Below are 15,990 nucleotides of genomic sequence, written 5' to 3' on the forward strand. Positions count from 1 at the left end.
CCGTCACACCGCCGGAAAATGAATCCTGAACGCCGCCCCGCCCATCGGCGAATCCCCCAGGGTCAGCTTGGCGCTGTAGCTCTCGATGATGTCCTTGACCACTGCCAGCCCGATCCCCTGCCCCGGGTGCTGGCGGTCCAGGCGTTCGCCGCGTTCGAGAATCCGTGCACGCTGATCCGGTGGCACGCCGGGGCCGTCGTCTTCGATGCACAGTTCAATTCCGTCCAGGCCTTCGCGCACGCTGATGCGCACTTCGCCCAGGCACAGGCGATAGGCGTTTTCCAGCAGGTTGCCCATCATTTCCAGCAAGGCGCCCTGCTCGATCGGCACGTAACAGTGCTCCGGCAGATCGAAGGCGACGCGCACGTGTTTGTCGCGGTAGACCTTGTCCAGCGTGTCGCACAGGCTTTGCAGCACCGGGCGCAGGCGCACCTGATGGCGCACCAGACCGCTTTTGCGCAGGCTGGCGCGTTGCAACTGGTAGCCGATCTGCTGGCTCATGCGTTCGATCTGGGTTTGCAGCACCCAGGCCTGATCGCGGTCTTCGGGGCGCTGGGCCATGTCTTCGCTGACGCCTTGCAACACCGCCAGCGGGGTTTTCAGGCTGTGGGCCAGATCGTCGAGGGAATCGCGGTAACGGCTGCGCTGCTGGCGTTCGCTGTGCAGCAGGCGGTTGAGGGAACCGGTCAGGCGCAGCAGTTCGCGCGGGTGTTGTTCGCTGAGGCTTTCGAGGGTTCCGCCTTCGATTTCGTCGAGTTCCTGACTGAGCCGGCGCAAGGCTTTCAGGCCCCAGGTCAGGCCGATCCACAGTAGTGCGAGCAGCACCAGCAGCGCCGCGCCGAAACCGAGGTAGAGATTTTCCCGCAGGCCTTCGAGGGTCGTTTCGTATTCGCGAACCGGTTGCAGGGCCACGATACTGAAGGCTGCACTTTTGCCGCCAAGCAGTTTGACTTCGACGTCGTAGACGAAGAATTCTTGACCGTTGGCCTCACGGATTCGCGCGAACTCGTTGCCGAGGCCGTCGTAGCGCGGCGTGTAGTTGATCTTTTCTTCCTGGGTGCCCTTCGAGCGCCAGACCAGATGCCCTTCGCGGTCATAGATGTAGCCGAGCAGGCGATTGTCCGTGAGGTTGAAGCGCTCGTCGGGCAACTGTGCCGGCATCATCAAGCGGTTGTTTTCAACCCGCGCGGCAGAGATCAGCGTGGTGACATCGGACGCCAGCCGCTGCTCGATCGAGTCCTGCAGCGCCAGGCTGAACGCGCCCTGCATCGCCGGGAGCAACGCGAGCATGAACAACACCGCCAGGGTGGTGGCGGCGAGCATCAGCCGGACGCGAAGGGAACGGATCAAGTGCAGCGCTCATTGAACAGGTAGCCGAGGCCGCGCACGGTGTCGATCGGCTTGAACCCGGCCGGGCCTTCGAGCTTGCGGCGCAGACGGCCGACCAGCACTTCGATCACGTTTGGATCGCGCTCGTCGTCATCCGGGTACAACTGCTCCATCAGCCGATCCTTGGGCACCACTTGCTGGTGATGGCGCATGAGGTATTCGAGGATCCGGTACTCGTAGGCAGTCAGCGCCAGCGGTTGCTCGTCGAGGGTCGCCTGCTTGCGATTGAGGTCCAGCAACAGCGGGCCGGCGACGATGGTCGACTGGGTGAAACCGCTGGAGCGACGCAGCAACGCATTGAGCCGCGCCTCAAGTTCTTCGAACTGGAATGGCTTGACCACGTAATCATCGGCGCCGGCGGCCAGGCCTTCGACCTTGTCCTGCCAGTTGCCGCGCGCGGTGAGGATCAGGATCGGAAAGGTCTTGCCGCCCGAGCGCAACTGGCGGATCAGGTCGAGCCCGCCCATGCCCGGCAGGCCGAGGTCGATCACCGCCAGGTCAAAGTTGAATTGCCCGGTCTGGTACAACGCCTCTTCGGCGTTGGCCACGGACTCGACCACGTGACCGCTCTCCGTCAGGCGGGTTTGCAGGTGATGGCGCAACAGCGCTTCATCTTCGACGACCAACAGTTTCATGACGCTCTCCCGGGTAAATCAGAATCTCCAACAGCATACCTGTGGGAGCGAGCTTGCTCGCGAAGGCGATTTATCAGCCAACATTGTTGTCGACTGACAGACCGCTTTCGCGAGCAAGCTCGCTCCCACAGGGTCTAGAGCGAACCGCGCTTTAGAAAGCGTAGTTGGCCGACAGGTAAGTCTGGGCGCTGCTGGTCAAATCCAGCGAGCCTTGCTTGCTGCCGCCGCTCTCTTTCATCTCGGTGCTGGCGTTGCTGCGCAGGTAACGGTAACCGAGTTCGACCGAGGTGTTCTGCGAGACTTGCTGCAGCACACCGAACTGACCGCCGACGGCGTAACCGATGTCGCTGTCGCGGCTGTAGCTCGGCGAATCCTGGGTCAGCTTGGTCAGACCGGCCGTGGCACCGCCGAACAGCTTGGTGCTGCTACCCACCGGGTAGAACAGATCGTAGCTGCCCAGCAGGTTTTCCTGGCGCAGTTTAATGCCATTGTGCGAGCCGGACACGTTGTCGTAGGTGGCGTAGTAGCGACCCTGGCTGTTTTGCTGACCCAGGCGCAGGCCGTAGGTGTTGTTGCCGTCGATGGCCGCGGTGGCATCTGGGTGGCCGAGGTTGTCGTTCAGGGCGTTGGATTTCTTGATCTTGTCGCTGGTCTGGCCGAAGGTCAGGCCGGCGAAGTTGGTGGTGGTGTCGGCATGGGCGGCGATGCTTGCGCTCATGACGGTGAAAGCCAGCAGCAGTTTGTTCAAACGAGTCATTGAGTGTTCCTCAGTTGTGCTCTTCGGGTATGGCGCAAGGTTACTGACCCTCCCCTGTACCGCCCCTGAACGCTCTCTGAACCTCGCCTGAATGAAATGAACTAGGCTGTTTTGACCCTTTATTGTCAGGAGACCCGATCATGCGCCTGCTTCTAACCCTCGCCCTCCTTGTCTTCAGCGCCCTCAGCCAGGCTGCGATCAAGACCGAGGAAATCCCCTATCAGAGTGCCGACGGCACAAAGCTGATCGGTTACTACGCCTACGACGATGCGATCAAGGGCCCGCGCCCCGGCGTGGTGGTGGTGCATGAATGGTGGGGACTGAACGACTACGCCAAGCGCCGCGCCCGGGATCTCGCCGGGCTCGGTTACAGCGCGCTGGCGATCGACATGTACGGTGAAGGCAAGAACACCGAGCACCCGAAAGACGCGATGGCGTTCATGCAGGCGGCCACGCAAAACGCCGATGCGGCCAGCAAGCGTTTTCAGGCCGGGCTGGATCTGTTGAAGAAACAGCCGCAGACCGACAAGGATAAAATCGCCGCCATCGGTTACTGCTTCGGCGGTGGCGTGGTGCTGAATGCGGCGCGTCAGGGTGTGCCGCTGGCCGGTGTGGTGAGCTTCCACGGTGCGCTGGCGACCAAGACGCCGGCTACGCCGGGCAGCGTGAAGGCGAAAGTCCTCGTCGAACACGGCGCGCTGGACAGCATGGTCACCCCGGACAACGTCGCGGCGTTCAAGTCGGAAATGGACAAGGCCGGTGCCGACTATCAATTCGTCAGCCTCGACGGTGCCAAGCACGGGTTCAGCAATCCTGACGCGGATCGCCTGAGCCACGGCGATCACGGTGGCCCGGATATCGGCTACAACAAGGCCGCCGATGAAAAGTCCTGGGCGGACATGCAAGCGTTCTTCAAGAAGATCTTTGGCTGATTCCGGTTAACCGATCGTTCCTGCGCTCTGCGTGGGAACGATCACTTCCTCTGCACTATCCAGCCCGAAGACAACCCGGCAAAATGCCGACATGACTGCCAGCCCTTTCCTCCCCGCCTGCTGCACCCCGCTCGATGCCCATTGGCCGCTGCCGACGGTGTTGCCCGACACTGTGCTGCTGAGCACCCATTTCGATCCGTCGCAATTGCTCGGTGATGACTTTCGCCGCAGCGCCATCGAGCCGCCGCCGAGCATCCAGCGTTCGGTGGCCAAGCGGCAGGCGGAATTCCTTGCCGGGCGAATTTGCGCCCGGGCGGCGTTGCAGCAGCTGGAAGGCTCAAGCAGCGTGCCGGCGATCGGCGAGGACCGCGCGCCCATTTGGCCGGCGCACATCTGCGGCTCGATCACCCACAGCACCGGCCGTGCGGCGGCGATTGTCGCCAACAAACAGCACTGGCGCGGACTGGGCATGGACCTGGAAAACCTGCTCAACGCCGAACGCGCCGAACGACTGGCCGGAGAGATCCTGACCCCGCCGGAAATGCAGCGCATGGCCGCCGGTTCCCGGGATCAGATCGCGCTCTGGGTGACCCTGACCTTTTCGGTGAAAGAAAGCCTGTTCAAGGCGCTGTACCCGATCGTGCAGCAGCGCTTCTACTTCGAACACGCCGAGGTGCTGGAGTGGAATGAACAGGGTCAGGTGCGGCTGCGGCTGCTGACGGATCTGTCCAGCGAATGGCGCAACGGCACGGAACTGGACGCTCAGTTCGGTGTGCAGGACGGGCAGTTGCTAAGTCTGGTCAGCATCCAGGCGTAAGCGGTTTCAGCGCCGCTCCTGATTCCTCGGCCAGCTCAAGCTGAAACACGCTCCACCCAGACTCTTGCTCTTGCCGATCAGCGCCCGGCCATCGTGCCAGTGGATGATCCGCCGCACGATCGACAGGCCCAGCCCGTGTCCGCCGGACGCCCGGGTGCGGCTGTCGTCCAGACGCAGGAACGGCGTGAAGATTTTCTCCCAGGCAGTTTCCGGGACACCGGGGCCGTCGTCCTCGACATCCACCCGGCAGCGCATCTGCCCGACCTGATAACTGACCGTGACCTTCGAGCGCGCATGGCGCATGGCGTTGCTCACCAGATTCTGCAAGGCGCGGTGCAGGTAACGCGGCTCGGCCTCGACCCAGGCGTCATCGCAATCCGCCGCCGACAGGCACAGACCGCGTTGCACCGTGACCTCGGCGCGCAGAGGCGCCAGCTCTTCGATCACCTGATTGACCAACGCATCCAGATCGATGCGCTGGAACGTCAGCGCCGGCGAGCCCTGCTCCAACCGGGCGTACGTGAGCATTTCATCAACGAGCTTGTCGAGGTCCTCGATGTCGTGGTCCATGCCCTCGCGGTATTTCTCCAGCGCCTGCGGGGTGGTGGCCGAGCCGATCATCTCCAGACCGAAACGCAGGCGCGCCACCGGTGTGCGCAGTTCGTGGGACACCGCGCGCACCAGTTCACGCTGAATGGCGAGCAACTGCTGCAAGTGCTCGGCCATACCATTGAACGCCGCCGCCAGTTTGCCCACCGAGTCGGCACCCCGGGCCGGCACCCGGGTTTCCAGACTACCTTTGGCGATGCGCGTGGCGGCGGCTTCGAGCCCGCGCAAACGCCGTTCGAGCTGACGCACCAATAAATAGACGATCAGGCCGATCAGGGTCAGGCCGAGGGCAGCGATCAAAACCAGCCATTCCGGCGGGTACGGGTTCATCTGATACAGCGGCCCGATTTCCAGCACCCACGGCGTGCCGACCATGCCGGCGAACACCCGGATCGAATCGCCCCCCTTGCCCAGCGCCATCACCGTATCGCCTTCGGACACCCGACGGCTCTGGTCCTCGTCCATGTCCGCTTCGCTGACCGTGACCAGCCGCAAATCGAAGCCAAAGCCTTTGTCTTCTTTCAATTGCGCCAGCCGTTTGGGCTGCTCGCCCACGGGCACCCGCACCAGCTCATCAGCCAACAGGTAAATGGTCGCCCGGGCCAGTTGCTCGCTGATCTGCTGCACCTCGCCCACCAGCACCAGTTGATCCTTGTCGCTGACCAACCGATAGACCTTGGCCGCGTGCGGGCCAGTCTGTTCGACCAGCGCCTGCCCCCGCTGCACCCGGGTGCGCTGGGTCAGGTCGAGATCGGTCTGGGCAAAGGTCTTCAGCGCCAGCGGAATCCCCAGCAGGCGCTCCCACACCAGCAAGGCGCGATGGCGCTCGGTTTCATTCATCGGTTGCAGGTTGTCGGCCATCAGCGAAAACGTGCCGTGGGCCAGACGCTCGCGGTATTGCTCGCTGCGCACCTGGTTGAGCAGGTGCAGCGCCAGTACGCCGAGCACCGCCACCAGAATCAGCGCCGCGCACATGCCGCCATAGATGCGCAGGAAGATCGAATTCACAGCGGCAGTTCTGCGCAGGCTTCAGGCACGAACAGATAACCTTTGCTGCGCACGGTCTTGATCAGGCGCGGGTGATCGGGGTCGTCGCCGATCTTCGGGCGGATGCGCGAGATGCGCACATCGATCGAGCGGTCCTGGCCGTCGTAACCGATGCCGCGCAGTGCGGTGAAAATTTCTTCCCGGGACAGGATCCGCCCGGCGTTGGACACCAGCAGCCAGAGCAGATCGAATTCGGCGCTGGTCAGCTCGATGCCACTGTCACTGAGCCAGGCTTCGCGCAACGCGTTGTCCACCACTAATGGACCGAATTGCAGCCGACGCGGATTGCCCGCCGGCGGCTCCGGTGTGTCACTGCGTCGCAGCAACGCCTGGATGCGCGCCAGCAACAGCCGCGGGCGCACCGGTTTGCACACGTAGTCGTCGGCGCCAAGATCGAGGCCGAGGATCTGGTCGGCGTCATCGGTGCGCGCGGTGAGCATCAGGATCGGCCCGTCGTAACGATCGCGCACCTTTCGGCAGATGCTCAGGCCGTCTTCGCCGGGGAGCATCAGGTCGAGGATCACCAGATCCGGTTGATCCTTGATGATCCGCGCCGCCGCCAGCGCGCCGTTGCCTTCGATCTCCACGCGCAATCCGTTGGCTTGCAGGTATTCACGGGTCAGTTCGGCCAGACGCTGGTCATCCTCGACTATCAATACCTGCCAGGCTTCTTGCTCCACGGGTGACCTCTGCTTGCCGATGCTGCTTATAAAGGAAGGATCCTCCCGTCTTTTTGTCATCTTTAAGGAGGATAAGAATGCGTGCGCATGGGCCGATTGTATAAACGGCGAACAACCAGAACACAAGTCGGTAAATGCGTTCGGACAAGGCGGATTTTTGTGATAGGGTTCGCGCCCTCAAAATTCCGCCGCAGCATTTTTTTGCGGTGGAAAACAGTGACAAACGGTCTAGCTCAGCAGGTTCGCGGCCTACACGTGAATTCGACATTTCGCACACAATTTACGCACAGGGTTATCCACAGGCTGTCCGTTGCAATCCTCCCCCAAAACGCATTATCTTGTAGCCCGCGCTTGAAAAAACCCTACATGTAGGGGTTGAGGCCAAAAAACCAAACACAAACCAGACAGTGAATTCAAGGCTTTTTATTGCCATTGTCGGGTTGAACCAAACGTATTTTCAGAAGCCCAAACCGCGCCTGCGGATGGCTACCGTTTTTCAGCCGATCACGGCGTAAACGGTACGGGTGTTGCAGTCCGAAACTGCTCCCCGAATGGAATGCGGTTTCACGCGTATCGCGCGAACCGAAGACTTCGGCATGGAAGCGGCGCCCACAAGGCCCCCTTCCTGAACTGTCCCGAAGTCGTTACCCGGCAACTGCCGGTTGTAGTGCTTCAGGACGGAACGGTGGGCACCGTGATGGTGCCCAAACAAACATAGAGAACGTGGAGACACCCATGCAAACCGACACAACTCGCGAGAACCCGCAGGGCACCTTGCCGCAGGCCGCCGATTCGAATTCGGATCTGGCTGCCACCGCGCCTGGCCAACTGCGTGTGATCAAGCGTAATGGCACTGTCGTTCCTTACACCGATGACAAGATCACCGTCGCTATCACCAAAGCGTTTCTCGCAGTTGAGGGCGGCACCGCTGCCGCTTCGTCGCGAATCCACGACACCGTTGCCCGCCTGACCGAACAGGTCACCGCGACCTTCAAGCGTCGCATGCCTTCGGGCGGCACCATCCACATCGAAGAAATCCAAGACCAGGTCGAACTGGCCCTGATGCGTGCCGGCGAGCAGAAAGTCGCTCGCGACTACGTGATCTACCGTGACGGTCGTTCGAAAGAACGCGCTGCCCACGCTCCGGCCGAAGCCGCAGTCAACGCTCACCCGTCGATCCGCATCACCCGCGCTGACGGCAGCCTCGCGCCGCTCGACATGGGCCGCCTGAACACCATCGTCACCGAAGCCTGTGAAGGTCTGGCCGAAGTCGACGGCGACCTGATCCAGCGCGAAACCCTGAAGAACCTGTACGACGGCGTGGCCCTGAACGACGTCAACACCGCGCTGGTGATGACCGCGCGTACCCTGGTCGAGCGCGAGCCGAACTACTCGTTCGTGACCGCCCGCCTGCTGATGGACACCCTGCGTGCCGAAGGCCTTGGCTTCCTGGGCGTGGCCGAGAGCGCCACTCACCACGAAATGGCCGACCTGTACGCCAAGGCCCTGCCGGCCTACGTCGCCAAAGGTATCGAGTTCGAACTGCTGAACCCTGTGCTGGCCTCCTTCGACCTGGAAAAACTGGGCAAGGCGATCAACCACGAGCGCGACCAGCAATTCACCTACCTGGGCCTGCAGACCCTGTACGACCGTTACTTCATCCACAAGGATGGCGTGCGTTTCGAACTGCCGCAGATCTTCTTCATGCGCGTGGCCATGGGCCTGGCGATCGAAGAGAAGCAGAAAGAAGACCGTGCGATCGAGTTCTACAACCTGCTGTCCTCGTTCGACTACATGGCTTCGACCCCGACCCTGTTCAACGCCGGCACCCTGCGTCCACAGCTGTCGAGCTGCTACCTGACCACCGTGCCGGATGACCTGTCGGGCATCTACCACGCGATCCACGACAACGCCATGCTGTCGAAATTCGCCGGTGGTCTGGGCAACGACTGGACGCCGGTTCGTGCACTGGGTTCGTACATCAAGGGCACCAACGGCAAGTCGCAAGGCGTGGTTCCGTTCCTGAAAGTCGTGAACGACACCGCCGTCGCCGTTAACCAGGGTGGCAAGCGCAAAGGCGCCGTGTGTGCCTACCTGGAAACCTGGCACATGGACATCGAAGAGTTCATCGAACTCCGCAAGAACACCGGTGATGACCGTCGTCGTACCCACGACATGAACACCGCCAACTGGATCCCTGACCTGTTCATGAAGCGCGTCTTCGATGACGGCAAGTGGACCCTGTTCTCGCCATCCGAAGTACCGGATCTGCACGACCTGACCGGCAAGGCCTTCGAAGAGCGCTACGAGTACTACGAAGCCCTGACCGAGTACCCGGGCAAGGTCAAGCTGTTCAAGACCATCCAGGCCAAAGACCTGTGGCGCAAGATGCTGTCGATGCTGTTCGAAACCGGCCACCCATGGCTGACTTTCAAAGACCCGTGCAACCTGCGCAGCCCGCAGCAGCACGTCGGCGTTGTTCACAGCTCGAACCTGTGCACCGAGATCACCTTGAACACCAACAAGGACGAGATCGCGGTCTGCAACCTGGGCTCGATCAACCTGCCGAACCACATCGTCGACGGCAAGCTGGACACCGCCAAGCTCAAGCGCACCATCGATGTAGCCGTGCGCATGCTCGACAACGTGATCGACATCAACTACTACTCGGTACCGCAGGCGAAGAACTCCAACTTCCGCCACCGTCCGGTTGGTCTGGGCATCATGGGCTTCCAGGACGCGCTGTACCTGCAGCACATTCCTTACGGCTCCGACGCTGCCGTCGAGTTCGCCGACAAGTCGATGGAAGCGGTCAGCTACTACGCGATCCAGGCTTCCTGCGACCTGGCCGACGAGCGCGGCTCGTATGAGACGTTCCAGGGTTCGCTGTGGTCCAAAGGCGTACTGCCGCTGGATTCGCAACAGATCCTGATCGAAGCACGTGGCCAGAAGTACATCGACGTCGACCTGACCGAGTCCCTGGACTGGGCACCGGTTCGCGCCCGTGTACAGAAAGGCATCCGTAACTCGAACATCATGGCCATCGCACCGACCGCGACCATCGCCAACATCACCGGCGTATCGCAGTCGATCGAACCGACCTACCAGAACCTGTATGTGAAATCGAACCTGTCGGGCGAATTCACCGTGATCAACCCGTACCTGGTTCGCGACCTGAAGGCTCGCGGTCTGTGGGACTCGGTCATGATCAACGACCTGAAGTACTACGACGGTTCGGTTCAGCAGATCGAGCGCATCCCGCAAGAACTCAAAGAGCTCTACGCGACCGCGTTCGAAGTGGACACCAAGTGGATCGTTGACGCCGCCAGCCGTCGTCAGAAGTGGATCGACCAGGCCCAGTCGCTGAACCTGTACATCGCCGGCGCATCGGGCAAGAAGCTGGACGTGACCTACCGCATGGCCTGGTACCGTGGTCTGAAAACCACCTACTACCTCCGTGCCCTGGCCGCGACCAGCACCGAGAAGTCGACCATCAACACCGGCAAGCTGAACGCTGTTTCCAGCGGCGGCAACCACGGTGACGACTCGGTCCTGGCAGCCCCTGCCGGCCCGGCTCCAGTACCGAAGGCTTGCGCCATCGACGAGCCGGATTGCGAAGCTTGCCAATAAGCTGAGCTGAATCAGGCGTTGCGAGACGCCTGATCCGAGAGCCCCCGACAGACTTCCGGTTTGTCGGGGGTTTTCTTTTGTCCGCCAAAAAAGACAGGGCAAAAAAAACGGCGAGCCTGAATTTCAGGCCCGCCGTTTTTCATGACAGCGTCGCTACATCAGACCATCAACGACTCTGTCATCGCCATCGCCTGCCCGACTACCGGAATGGTGAAGGAATCACCATTGGCAGTGACAAAGTTCTCGATGGTGTTGCCGCCCGCATACCAGTCCGCAAGGATCACGGCGTTGTTCTGCTTGCCGGCGTTCCACTCCACCGCGTTGAAGATGTAGGCATTGGTGCCGTCAGTCTTGATGAGCACATCCGCATACGACTGGATGTTCTGCAGTTCGACCCGGTCACCGCTGGAGCTGCCGTCATCCTTGATCAACACATTGGTCGACGAACTGACCTTGTAAGTATCGCTGCCCTCACCACCGTAGGCGTAACCACCGCCGACCATGATCAAGGTGTCGGAACCGGCGCCGCCGAACAGTTGATACTCCGGCCCCATGCCTACCAGCGAATCACTGCCGTCATCACCGTAAGCAATACCGGCGTAGACCGTGATGGCGTCATTACCGGCGTCACCGTGCAAAATACTGCCCAGATCGTTGTTGGCACCGAACAGGGTGTCGTTGCCGTTGCCGCCGGAAATCACATCCGCTTCAGCCGGACCGTTGCGGTCCGGACCGTTGAAGGCGTATGGCTCGTACTTGCCGCCGTACAGGGTGTCGTTGCCGTCCCCGCCGGAGATCAGGTCATTGCCCTCTCCACCATAGAGGGTGTTCCAGGCAGCATTACCTGTCAGGGTGTCGTCGAAAGATGAACCATGCAGCCCTTCGATATTGACCAGAACATCGCCGCTGGCGTCGCCACCGGTGACGGTATTGGCCAACAGGTTGATCTGCACCGCCGCCGAACTGCCGATATACCAGGCTTCATCGGAAACGCCTGCACCGCCGTCGATGAAGTCAGCGCCTTTGCCACCAATAAACGTTTCGGCGCCGGCAGTACCGATCATCGTGTCGTTGAAGGCCGTGCCTTCCCAGTTTTCGATGTTGGTGTAGGTGTCGCCCGCCAGGGCGCCGGTCGACGGCTGGCTCAGATCCAGTGTGATCGCCGCCCCTTCAAAGGCAAAACTGACGGTGTCACGACCGAAGGCGCCATCGAAGATGTTGGCCTGATCGTTACCAATGAACGTGTCGTCCCGACCCGAGCCCACGATCTTCTCGATGCTGTCGAACGTATCGCCCTTGGCAATCGCCGTGTGTTCGCCGGTCTTCAGGTTGATGACCACGCCCACGGGTCCGATGTCGTTGTAACTGACGGTATCGAAACCGGCTCCGCCGATAAAGGTGTCGCCACCGTCACCACCCATCAGAATGTCATCACCCGATCCGCCAGTGATGACGTTATCCAGCGCGTTACCATACGACTGGAAGCTGCCGGTGCCGGTGTAGGTCAAACGCTCGATACCGGCATTGAGGGCGTAGTAGCTCTGATTGGTGCGCACTTCATCATTGCCGCCGTTGGCCAGTTCGATGATGGCGGCGTAGTTGGCATTGTTGAGAATGTAGACATCATCACCCGCCCCGCCCTGCACCGTGAAACCGGTGGAGTTGGTATTGGCAATGAACACATCGTTGTACGCCGTACCGACGATTTTCTCGATCCCGGTAAAGCTATCGCCCTCGGCGTCACCACCGCTGCCGACACCCGATCCAACACCCGCAGCCCCCAGTGTCAGGGTCACGCCTTGGGCAGATTGCGAGTAGTCCGCCGTGTCGATCGCCGTACCGGCACCGCCGTCGAACACGTCCGCCGCACTACCGGCAAAGAACGTATCGGCGTACTGCGAGCCACGAATCAACTCGATGCCGGTGTAGGTGTCGCCCGCCGCAATGCCGCTGTGCACGCCAGTCTTGAAATTGAGCGTGACGGCCACGGTACTGTCGTCATAACTGACGGTGTCGGTTCCGGCGCCACCGATGAAACTGTCGGCACCACCGCCACCCAGCAAGGTGTCGTTGCCCGAGCCACCGGTGATGATGTTGTCGGTGGCGTTGCCGCGACCGGTGAAGTTACCGGTACCGGTGTAAGTAAGACGCTCGACATTGTTGTACAGGCCGAGGCTGGCCTGGTTGGTGCGCACTTCGTCATCACCGCCGCCGACTGCTTCGACGATCACCGCCGACGCGCTGCCGTTGACAATGTAGACATCGTTGCCGGCACCCCCTTGCAAGGTAAAGGTGCCTGCGGTGGTTGAGTTGAACACGTCGTCATAAGCCGAACCGACGATCTTCTCGATACCGGAGAAGGAATCCCCTTCGGCATCGCCACCGGTGCCTGTCCCGGCACCGGATGCCAGCGTCAGATTGATTGCAGCGCCTGACTGCGAGTAATCGACGACGTCCATGTTGTCCGCACTGACAGCACCGCCTTCAAACTTGTCGGCACCGATGCCACCCAGGAACGTGTCGCTGAATTTGGAGCCACGAATCACTTCGATACCATCGAACGTATCGCCGGCGGCAATGCCCGTGTGCACGCCTGTCTTCAGATTGAGCGTCACGCCCACACTGGAATCGTCGTAAGTCACCGTGTCGACACCGGCGCCACCGATGAAGGCATCGGCACCCGCACCGCCCATCAGCAGATCGTTGCCGGCGCCGCCGGTGATGATGTTGTTGCCCGCATTGCCGGTGCCTGTGAAGTTACCGGTTCCGGTAAAGGTCAGGCGTTCGACTTCGGCACTCAATGTCATGTTCGTGAGGGAAGTCCGTACTTCGTCATCCCCTCCTCCCGCGACCTCGACAATCGATTGGTAGGCAGGGCCATTGATGATGTACAGATCGTTACCCGCGCCACCCTGCAATGTGAAGGTCGCGGCACCGGTCGTGAACACATCGTCCTGGGCGGAACCGATGACTCTTTCGATATTGGTGAAGGTATCGCCCTGCGCATCACCCCCTTGGCCGCTGCCCACACCCAGCGTGGTCAGCGTAATGTTGACGGCCTGTTCGGAGGTCGAGTAATCAACGGTATCGACGCCACCCGCCGCACCACCATCGAAGATGTTGGCGTCCAGGCCGCTGACGAAGGTGTCACCGTTCTGGCTACCGCGGATAATCTCGATCCCGGAAAAGGTATCGCCCACTGCGAACCCGGCATTGATTCCGGTTTTCAGATTGACAGTCACGCCAGCGGCCGTACTGTCCTCGTAACTGGCGATGTCGATGCCCGCACCTCCGATCAACTGGTCGGCACCTGCGCCGCCAATCAGCACGTCATTACCCGCGCCGCCGGTGATGATGTTGTCGGAGGCGTTGCCGCGACCGGTGAAGTTGCCGCTGCCGGTGAAGGTCAGGCGCTCGACTTCCGCGCTCAGGGTCATGTTGAGCTGGTTGGTGCGGACTTCGTCGTCACCGCCCCCGGCCAGTTCACCCACGCCGATCCCGGCACTGGTGTTGATGATGTAAACGTCGTTACCGGCACCGCCACTGAAGTTTATCGCTGCGGCGTTCGCCGTGAACACGTCGCCATAAGCCGAGCCAACAATCGATTCGATGTTGCTGAACGCATCGCCTTGGGCATCGCCGCCCACACCGACACCGGAAGTTCCGGCAGTCACAGTGATATTGACGGCCTGGTCCGAACTGACGTAGCTCAAGGTGTCGTAGCCACCCGCACCGTCAAAGGTTTCGCTGGCGACGCCTCCGACGAAGGTGTCGCCGTAGCTTGAGCCTTTGAACATTTCGATGCTGTTGAAGGTGTCACCTGCAGCAATGCCGGTGTGCACGCCGGTTTTCAGGTTCAGCGTCACCCCGATGCCGCTGACGATGTCTTCGTAACTGGCGGTATCGATGCCCGCACCACCGATCAACTGGTCGGCACCTGCGCCGCCGATCAACACGTCATTACCCGCGCCACCGGTGATGATGTTGTCGCCAGCGCTCCCGCGACCGGTGAAGTTGCCGGTGCCGGTGTAGGTCAGGCGCTCGACTTCGGCGCTCAGGGTCATGTTGAGCTGGTTGGTGCGGATCTCGTCATCACCGCCGCCCGCCTGCTCACCCACGCTGACCCCGGTACTGGTGTTGATGATGTAGACGTCGTTACCGGCACCGCCGCTGAAGCTGATCGCGGCGCCATTTGCGGTGAACACGTCACCATAGGCCGAGCCGATAATCGATTCGATGTTGCTGAACGCATCGCCTTGGGCATCGCCGCCCACACCGACACCGGAAGTTCCGGCAGTCACAGTGATATTGACGGCCTGGTCCGAACTGACGTAGCTCAAGGTGTCGTAGCCACCCGCACCGTCAAAGGTTTCGCTGGCGACGCCTCCGACGAAGGTGTCGCCGTAGCTTGAGCCTTTGAACATTTCGATGCTGTTGAAGGTGTCACCTGCAGCAATGCCGGTGTGCACGCCGGTTTTCAGGTTCAGCGTCACCCCGATGCCGCTGACGATGTCTTCGTAACTGGCGGTATCGATGCCCGCACCACCGATCAACTGGTCGGCACCTGCGCCGCCGATCAACACGTCATTACCCGCGCCACCGGTGATGATGTTGTCGCCAGCGCTCCCGCGACCGGTGAAGTTGCCGGTGCCGGTGTAGGTAAGGCGCTCGACTTCGGCGCTCAGGGTCATGTTGAGCTGGTTGGTGCGGATCTCGTCATCACCGCCGCCCGCCTGCTCACCCACGCTGACCCCGGTACTGGTGTTGATGATGTAGACGTCGTTACCGGCACCGCCGCTGAAACTGATCGCGGCGCCGTTCGCGGTAAACACGTCGCCGTAGGCCGAGCCGATAATCGATTCGATGTTGCTGAACGCATCGCCTTGGGCATCGCCGCCTGCGCCGACACCTGAGGTGCCGGCAGTCATGGTGATGTTGACCGCCTGATCCGAACCCGCGTAGCTCAGGGTGTCGTAGCCGCCTGCACCGTCAAAGGTTTCGCCGGCAGTGCCACTGAAGAAGGTGTCGGTGTAGCTGGAGCCTTTGAATACTTCGATGCTGTTGAAGGTGTCACCCGCCGCTATGCCGGTGTGCACGCCGGTTTTCAGGTTCAGCGTCACCCCGATGCCGCTGACAATGTCTTCATAACTGGCGGTATCGATGCCCGCACCGCCGATCAATTGGTCGGCACCTGCGCCGCCGATCAACAGATCGTTACCATCCCCGCCGTTGATGATGTCGTCGCCCGCGAGTCCGCGTATCTGATCGTCTCCTGCAGTACCCATCAAAGTATCTGCGCCATCAGAACCATAAATCACTGCCATTACATCTTCCTTGTGTGGGTGTTGGAAACTACGGTAAACGCTGTGCGCAAGCTTCCTGATTTCCCTATCGCCGGACGATGCCCTGGCTCAATAAAGCAGGTCGTAAGAAGTTTTGACGCGTAAATTTCTTGTGCGTCTGGACAGCAACTTTCAAACCAGAAACCCGACGA

At 61.0% G+C, this 15,990-nt stretch carries 9 protein-coding genes; 3 read left to right on the forward strand and 6 right to left on the reverse strand.

The window, feature by feature from the left end; all coding sequences use genetic code 11:
- Window positions 1–3: 3 nt before the first annotated feature.
- The 3 genes from AC1Q9F_RS10005 to AC1Q9F_RS10015 form a co-directional block, all read right to left on the reverse strand.
- Window positions 4–1,350 carry an ATP-binding protein gene (locus AC1Q9F_RS10005; RefSeq protein WP_085607411.1) on the reverse strand — a complete coding sequence of 449 codons (1,347 nt, stop codon included), beginning with the start codon at window positions 1,348–1,350 and terminating at the stop codon, window positions 4–6.
- Window positions 1,347–2,024, reverse strand: a complete 678-nt coding sequence (locus AC1Q9F_RS10010) for a response regulator transcription factor (protein ID WP_007957754.1) — start codon at window positions 2,022–2,024, stop codon at window positions 1,347–1,349. Before AC1Q9F_RS10010 ends, AC1Q9F_RS10005 begins: the two co-directional genes overlap by 4 nt.
- Window positions 2,025–2,175: 151 nt before the next feature.
- Window positions 2,176–2,781: a hypothetical protein gene (locus AC1Q9F_RS10015; RefSeq protein WP_007957751.1), complete on the reverse strand. Its 606-nt coding sequence runs from the start codon at window positions 2,779–2,781 to the stop codon at window positions 2,176–2,178.
- A 140-nt stretch (window positions 2,782–2,921) separates the two neighbouring features.
- Here AC1Q9F_RS10015 and AC1Q9F_RS10020 point away from each other — a divergent pair, with 140 nt between their 5' ends.
- On the forward strand, window positions 2,922–3,713 hold the full coding sequence (locus tag AC1Q9F_RS10020) for a dienelactone hydrolase family protein (protein ID WP_492619997.1): 792 nt from the start codon (window positions 2,922–2,924) through the stop codon (window positions 3,711–3,713).
- A gap of 91 nt (window positions 3,714–3,804) precedes the next feature.
- A complete protein-coding gene (locus AC1Q9F_RS10025; protein WP_492619996.1) occupies window positions 3,805–4,530 on the forward strand; it encodes a 4'-phosphopantetheinyl transferase family protein in 726 nt (241 codons plus the stop codon).
- A 6-nt stretch (window positions 4,531–4,536) separates the two neighbouring features.
- Here the strand turns inward: AC1Q9F_RS10025 and AC1Q9F_RS10030 are convergent, their stop codons facing one another.
- The gene (locus tag AC1Q9F_RS10030) at window positions 4,537–6,147 is read right to left on the reverse strand and encodes an ATP-binding protein (protein WP_207983679.1); all 1,611 of its coding nucleotides are present in this window, start codon (window positions 6,145–6,147) and stop codon (window positions 4,537–4,539) included.
- Entirely contained in the window at window positions 6,144–6,866 is a 723-nt protein-coding gene (locus tag AC1Q9F_RS10035) for a response regulator (protein ID WP_207983680.1), read from the reverse strand. Before AC1Q9F_RS10035 ends, AC1Q9F_RS10030 begins: the two co-directional genes overlap by 4 nt.
- A 735-nt stretch (window positions 6,867–7,601) precedes the next feature.
- On the opposite strand from AC1Q9F_RS10035, the gene AC1Q9F_RS10040 reads away from it, so the two are divergent.
- Window positions 7,602–10,496 carry a ribonucleoside-diphosphate reductase subunit alpha gene (locus AC1Q9F_RS10040; RefSeq protein ID WP_096818053.1) on the forward strand — a complete coding sequence of 965 codons (2,895 nt, stop codon included), beginning with the start codon at window positions 7,602–7,604 and terminating at the stop codon, window positions 10,494–10,496.
- Window positions 10,497–10,654: 158 nt separating this feature from the next.
- Here AC1Q9F_RS10040 and AC1Q9F_RS10045 read toward each other — a convergent pair whose 3' ends face one another.
- Window positions 10,655–15,820 (reverse strand): beta strand repeat-containing protein, encoded by a 5,166-nt coding sequence (locus AC1Q9F_RS10045; protein WP_492619995.1) that lies wholly within the window; start codon window positions 15,818–15,820, stop codon window positions 10,655–10,657.
- Window positions 15,821–15,990: the final 170 nt, after the last annotated feature.

This window comes from Pseudomonas sp. GW823-FHT04A03 (assembly GCF_058796615.1).

Excerpts from the sequence above, each read along its gene's own strand:
- AC1Q9F_RS10010 (WP_007957754.1), bottom strand. The coding sequence starts at position 2,024 with ATGAAACTGTTGGTCGTCGAAGATGAAGCGCTGTTGCGCCATCACCTG.
- AC1Q9F_RS10015 (WP_007957751.1), bottom strand. The coding sequence starts at position 2,781 with ATGACTCGTTTGAACAAACTGCTGCTGGCTTTCACCGTCATGAGCGCA.
- AC1Q9F_RS10020 (WP_492619997.1), top strand. The coding sequence starts at position 2,922 with ATGCGCCTGCTTCTAACCCTCGCCCTCCTTGTCTTCAGCGCCCTCAGC.
- AC1Q9F_RS10025 (WP_492619996.1), top strand. The coding sequence starts at position 3,805 with ATGACTGCCAGCCCTTTCCTCCCCGCCTGCTGCACCCCGCTCGATGCC.
- AC1Q9F_RS10040 (WP_096818053.1), top strand. The coding sequence starts at position 7,602 with ATGCAAACCGACACAACTCGCGAGAACCCGCAGGGCACCTTGCCGCAG.
- AC1Q9F_RS10045 (WP_492619995.1), bottom strand. The coding sequence starts at position 15,820 with ATGGCAGTGATTTATGGTTCTGATGGCGCAGATACTTTGATGGGTACT.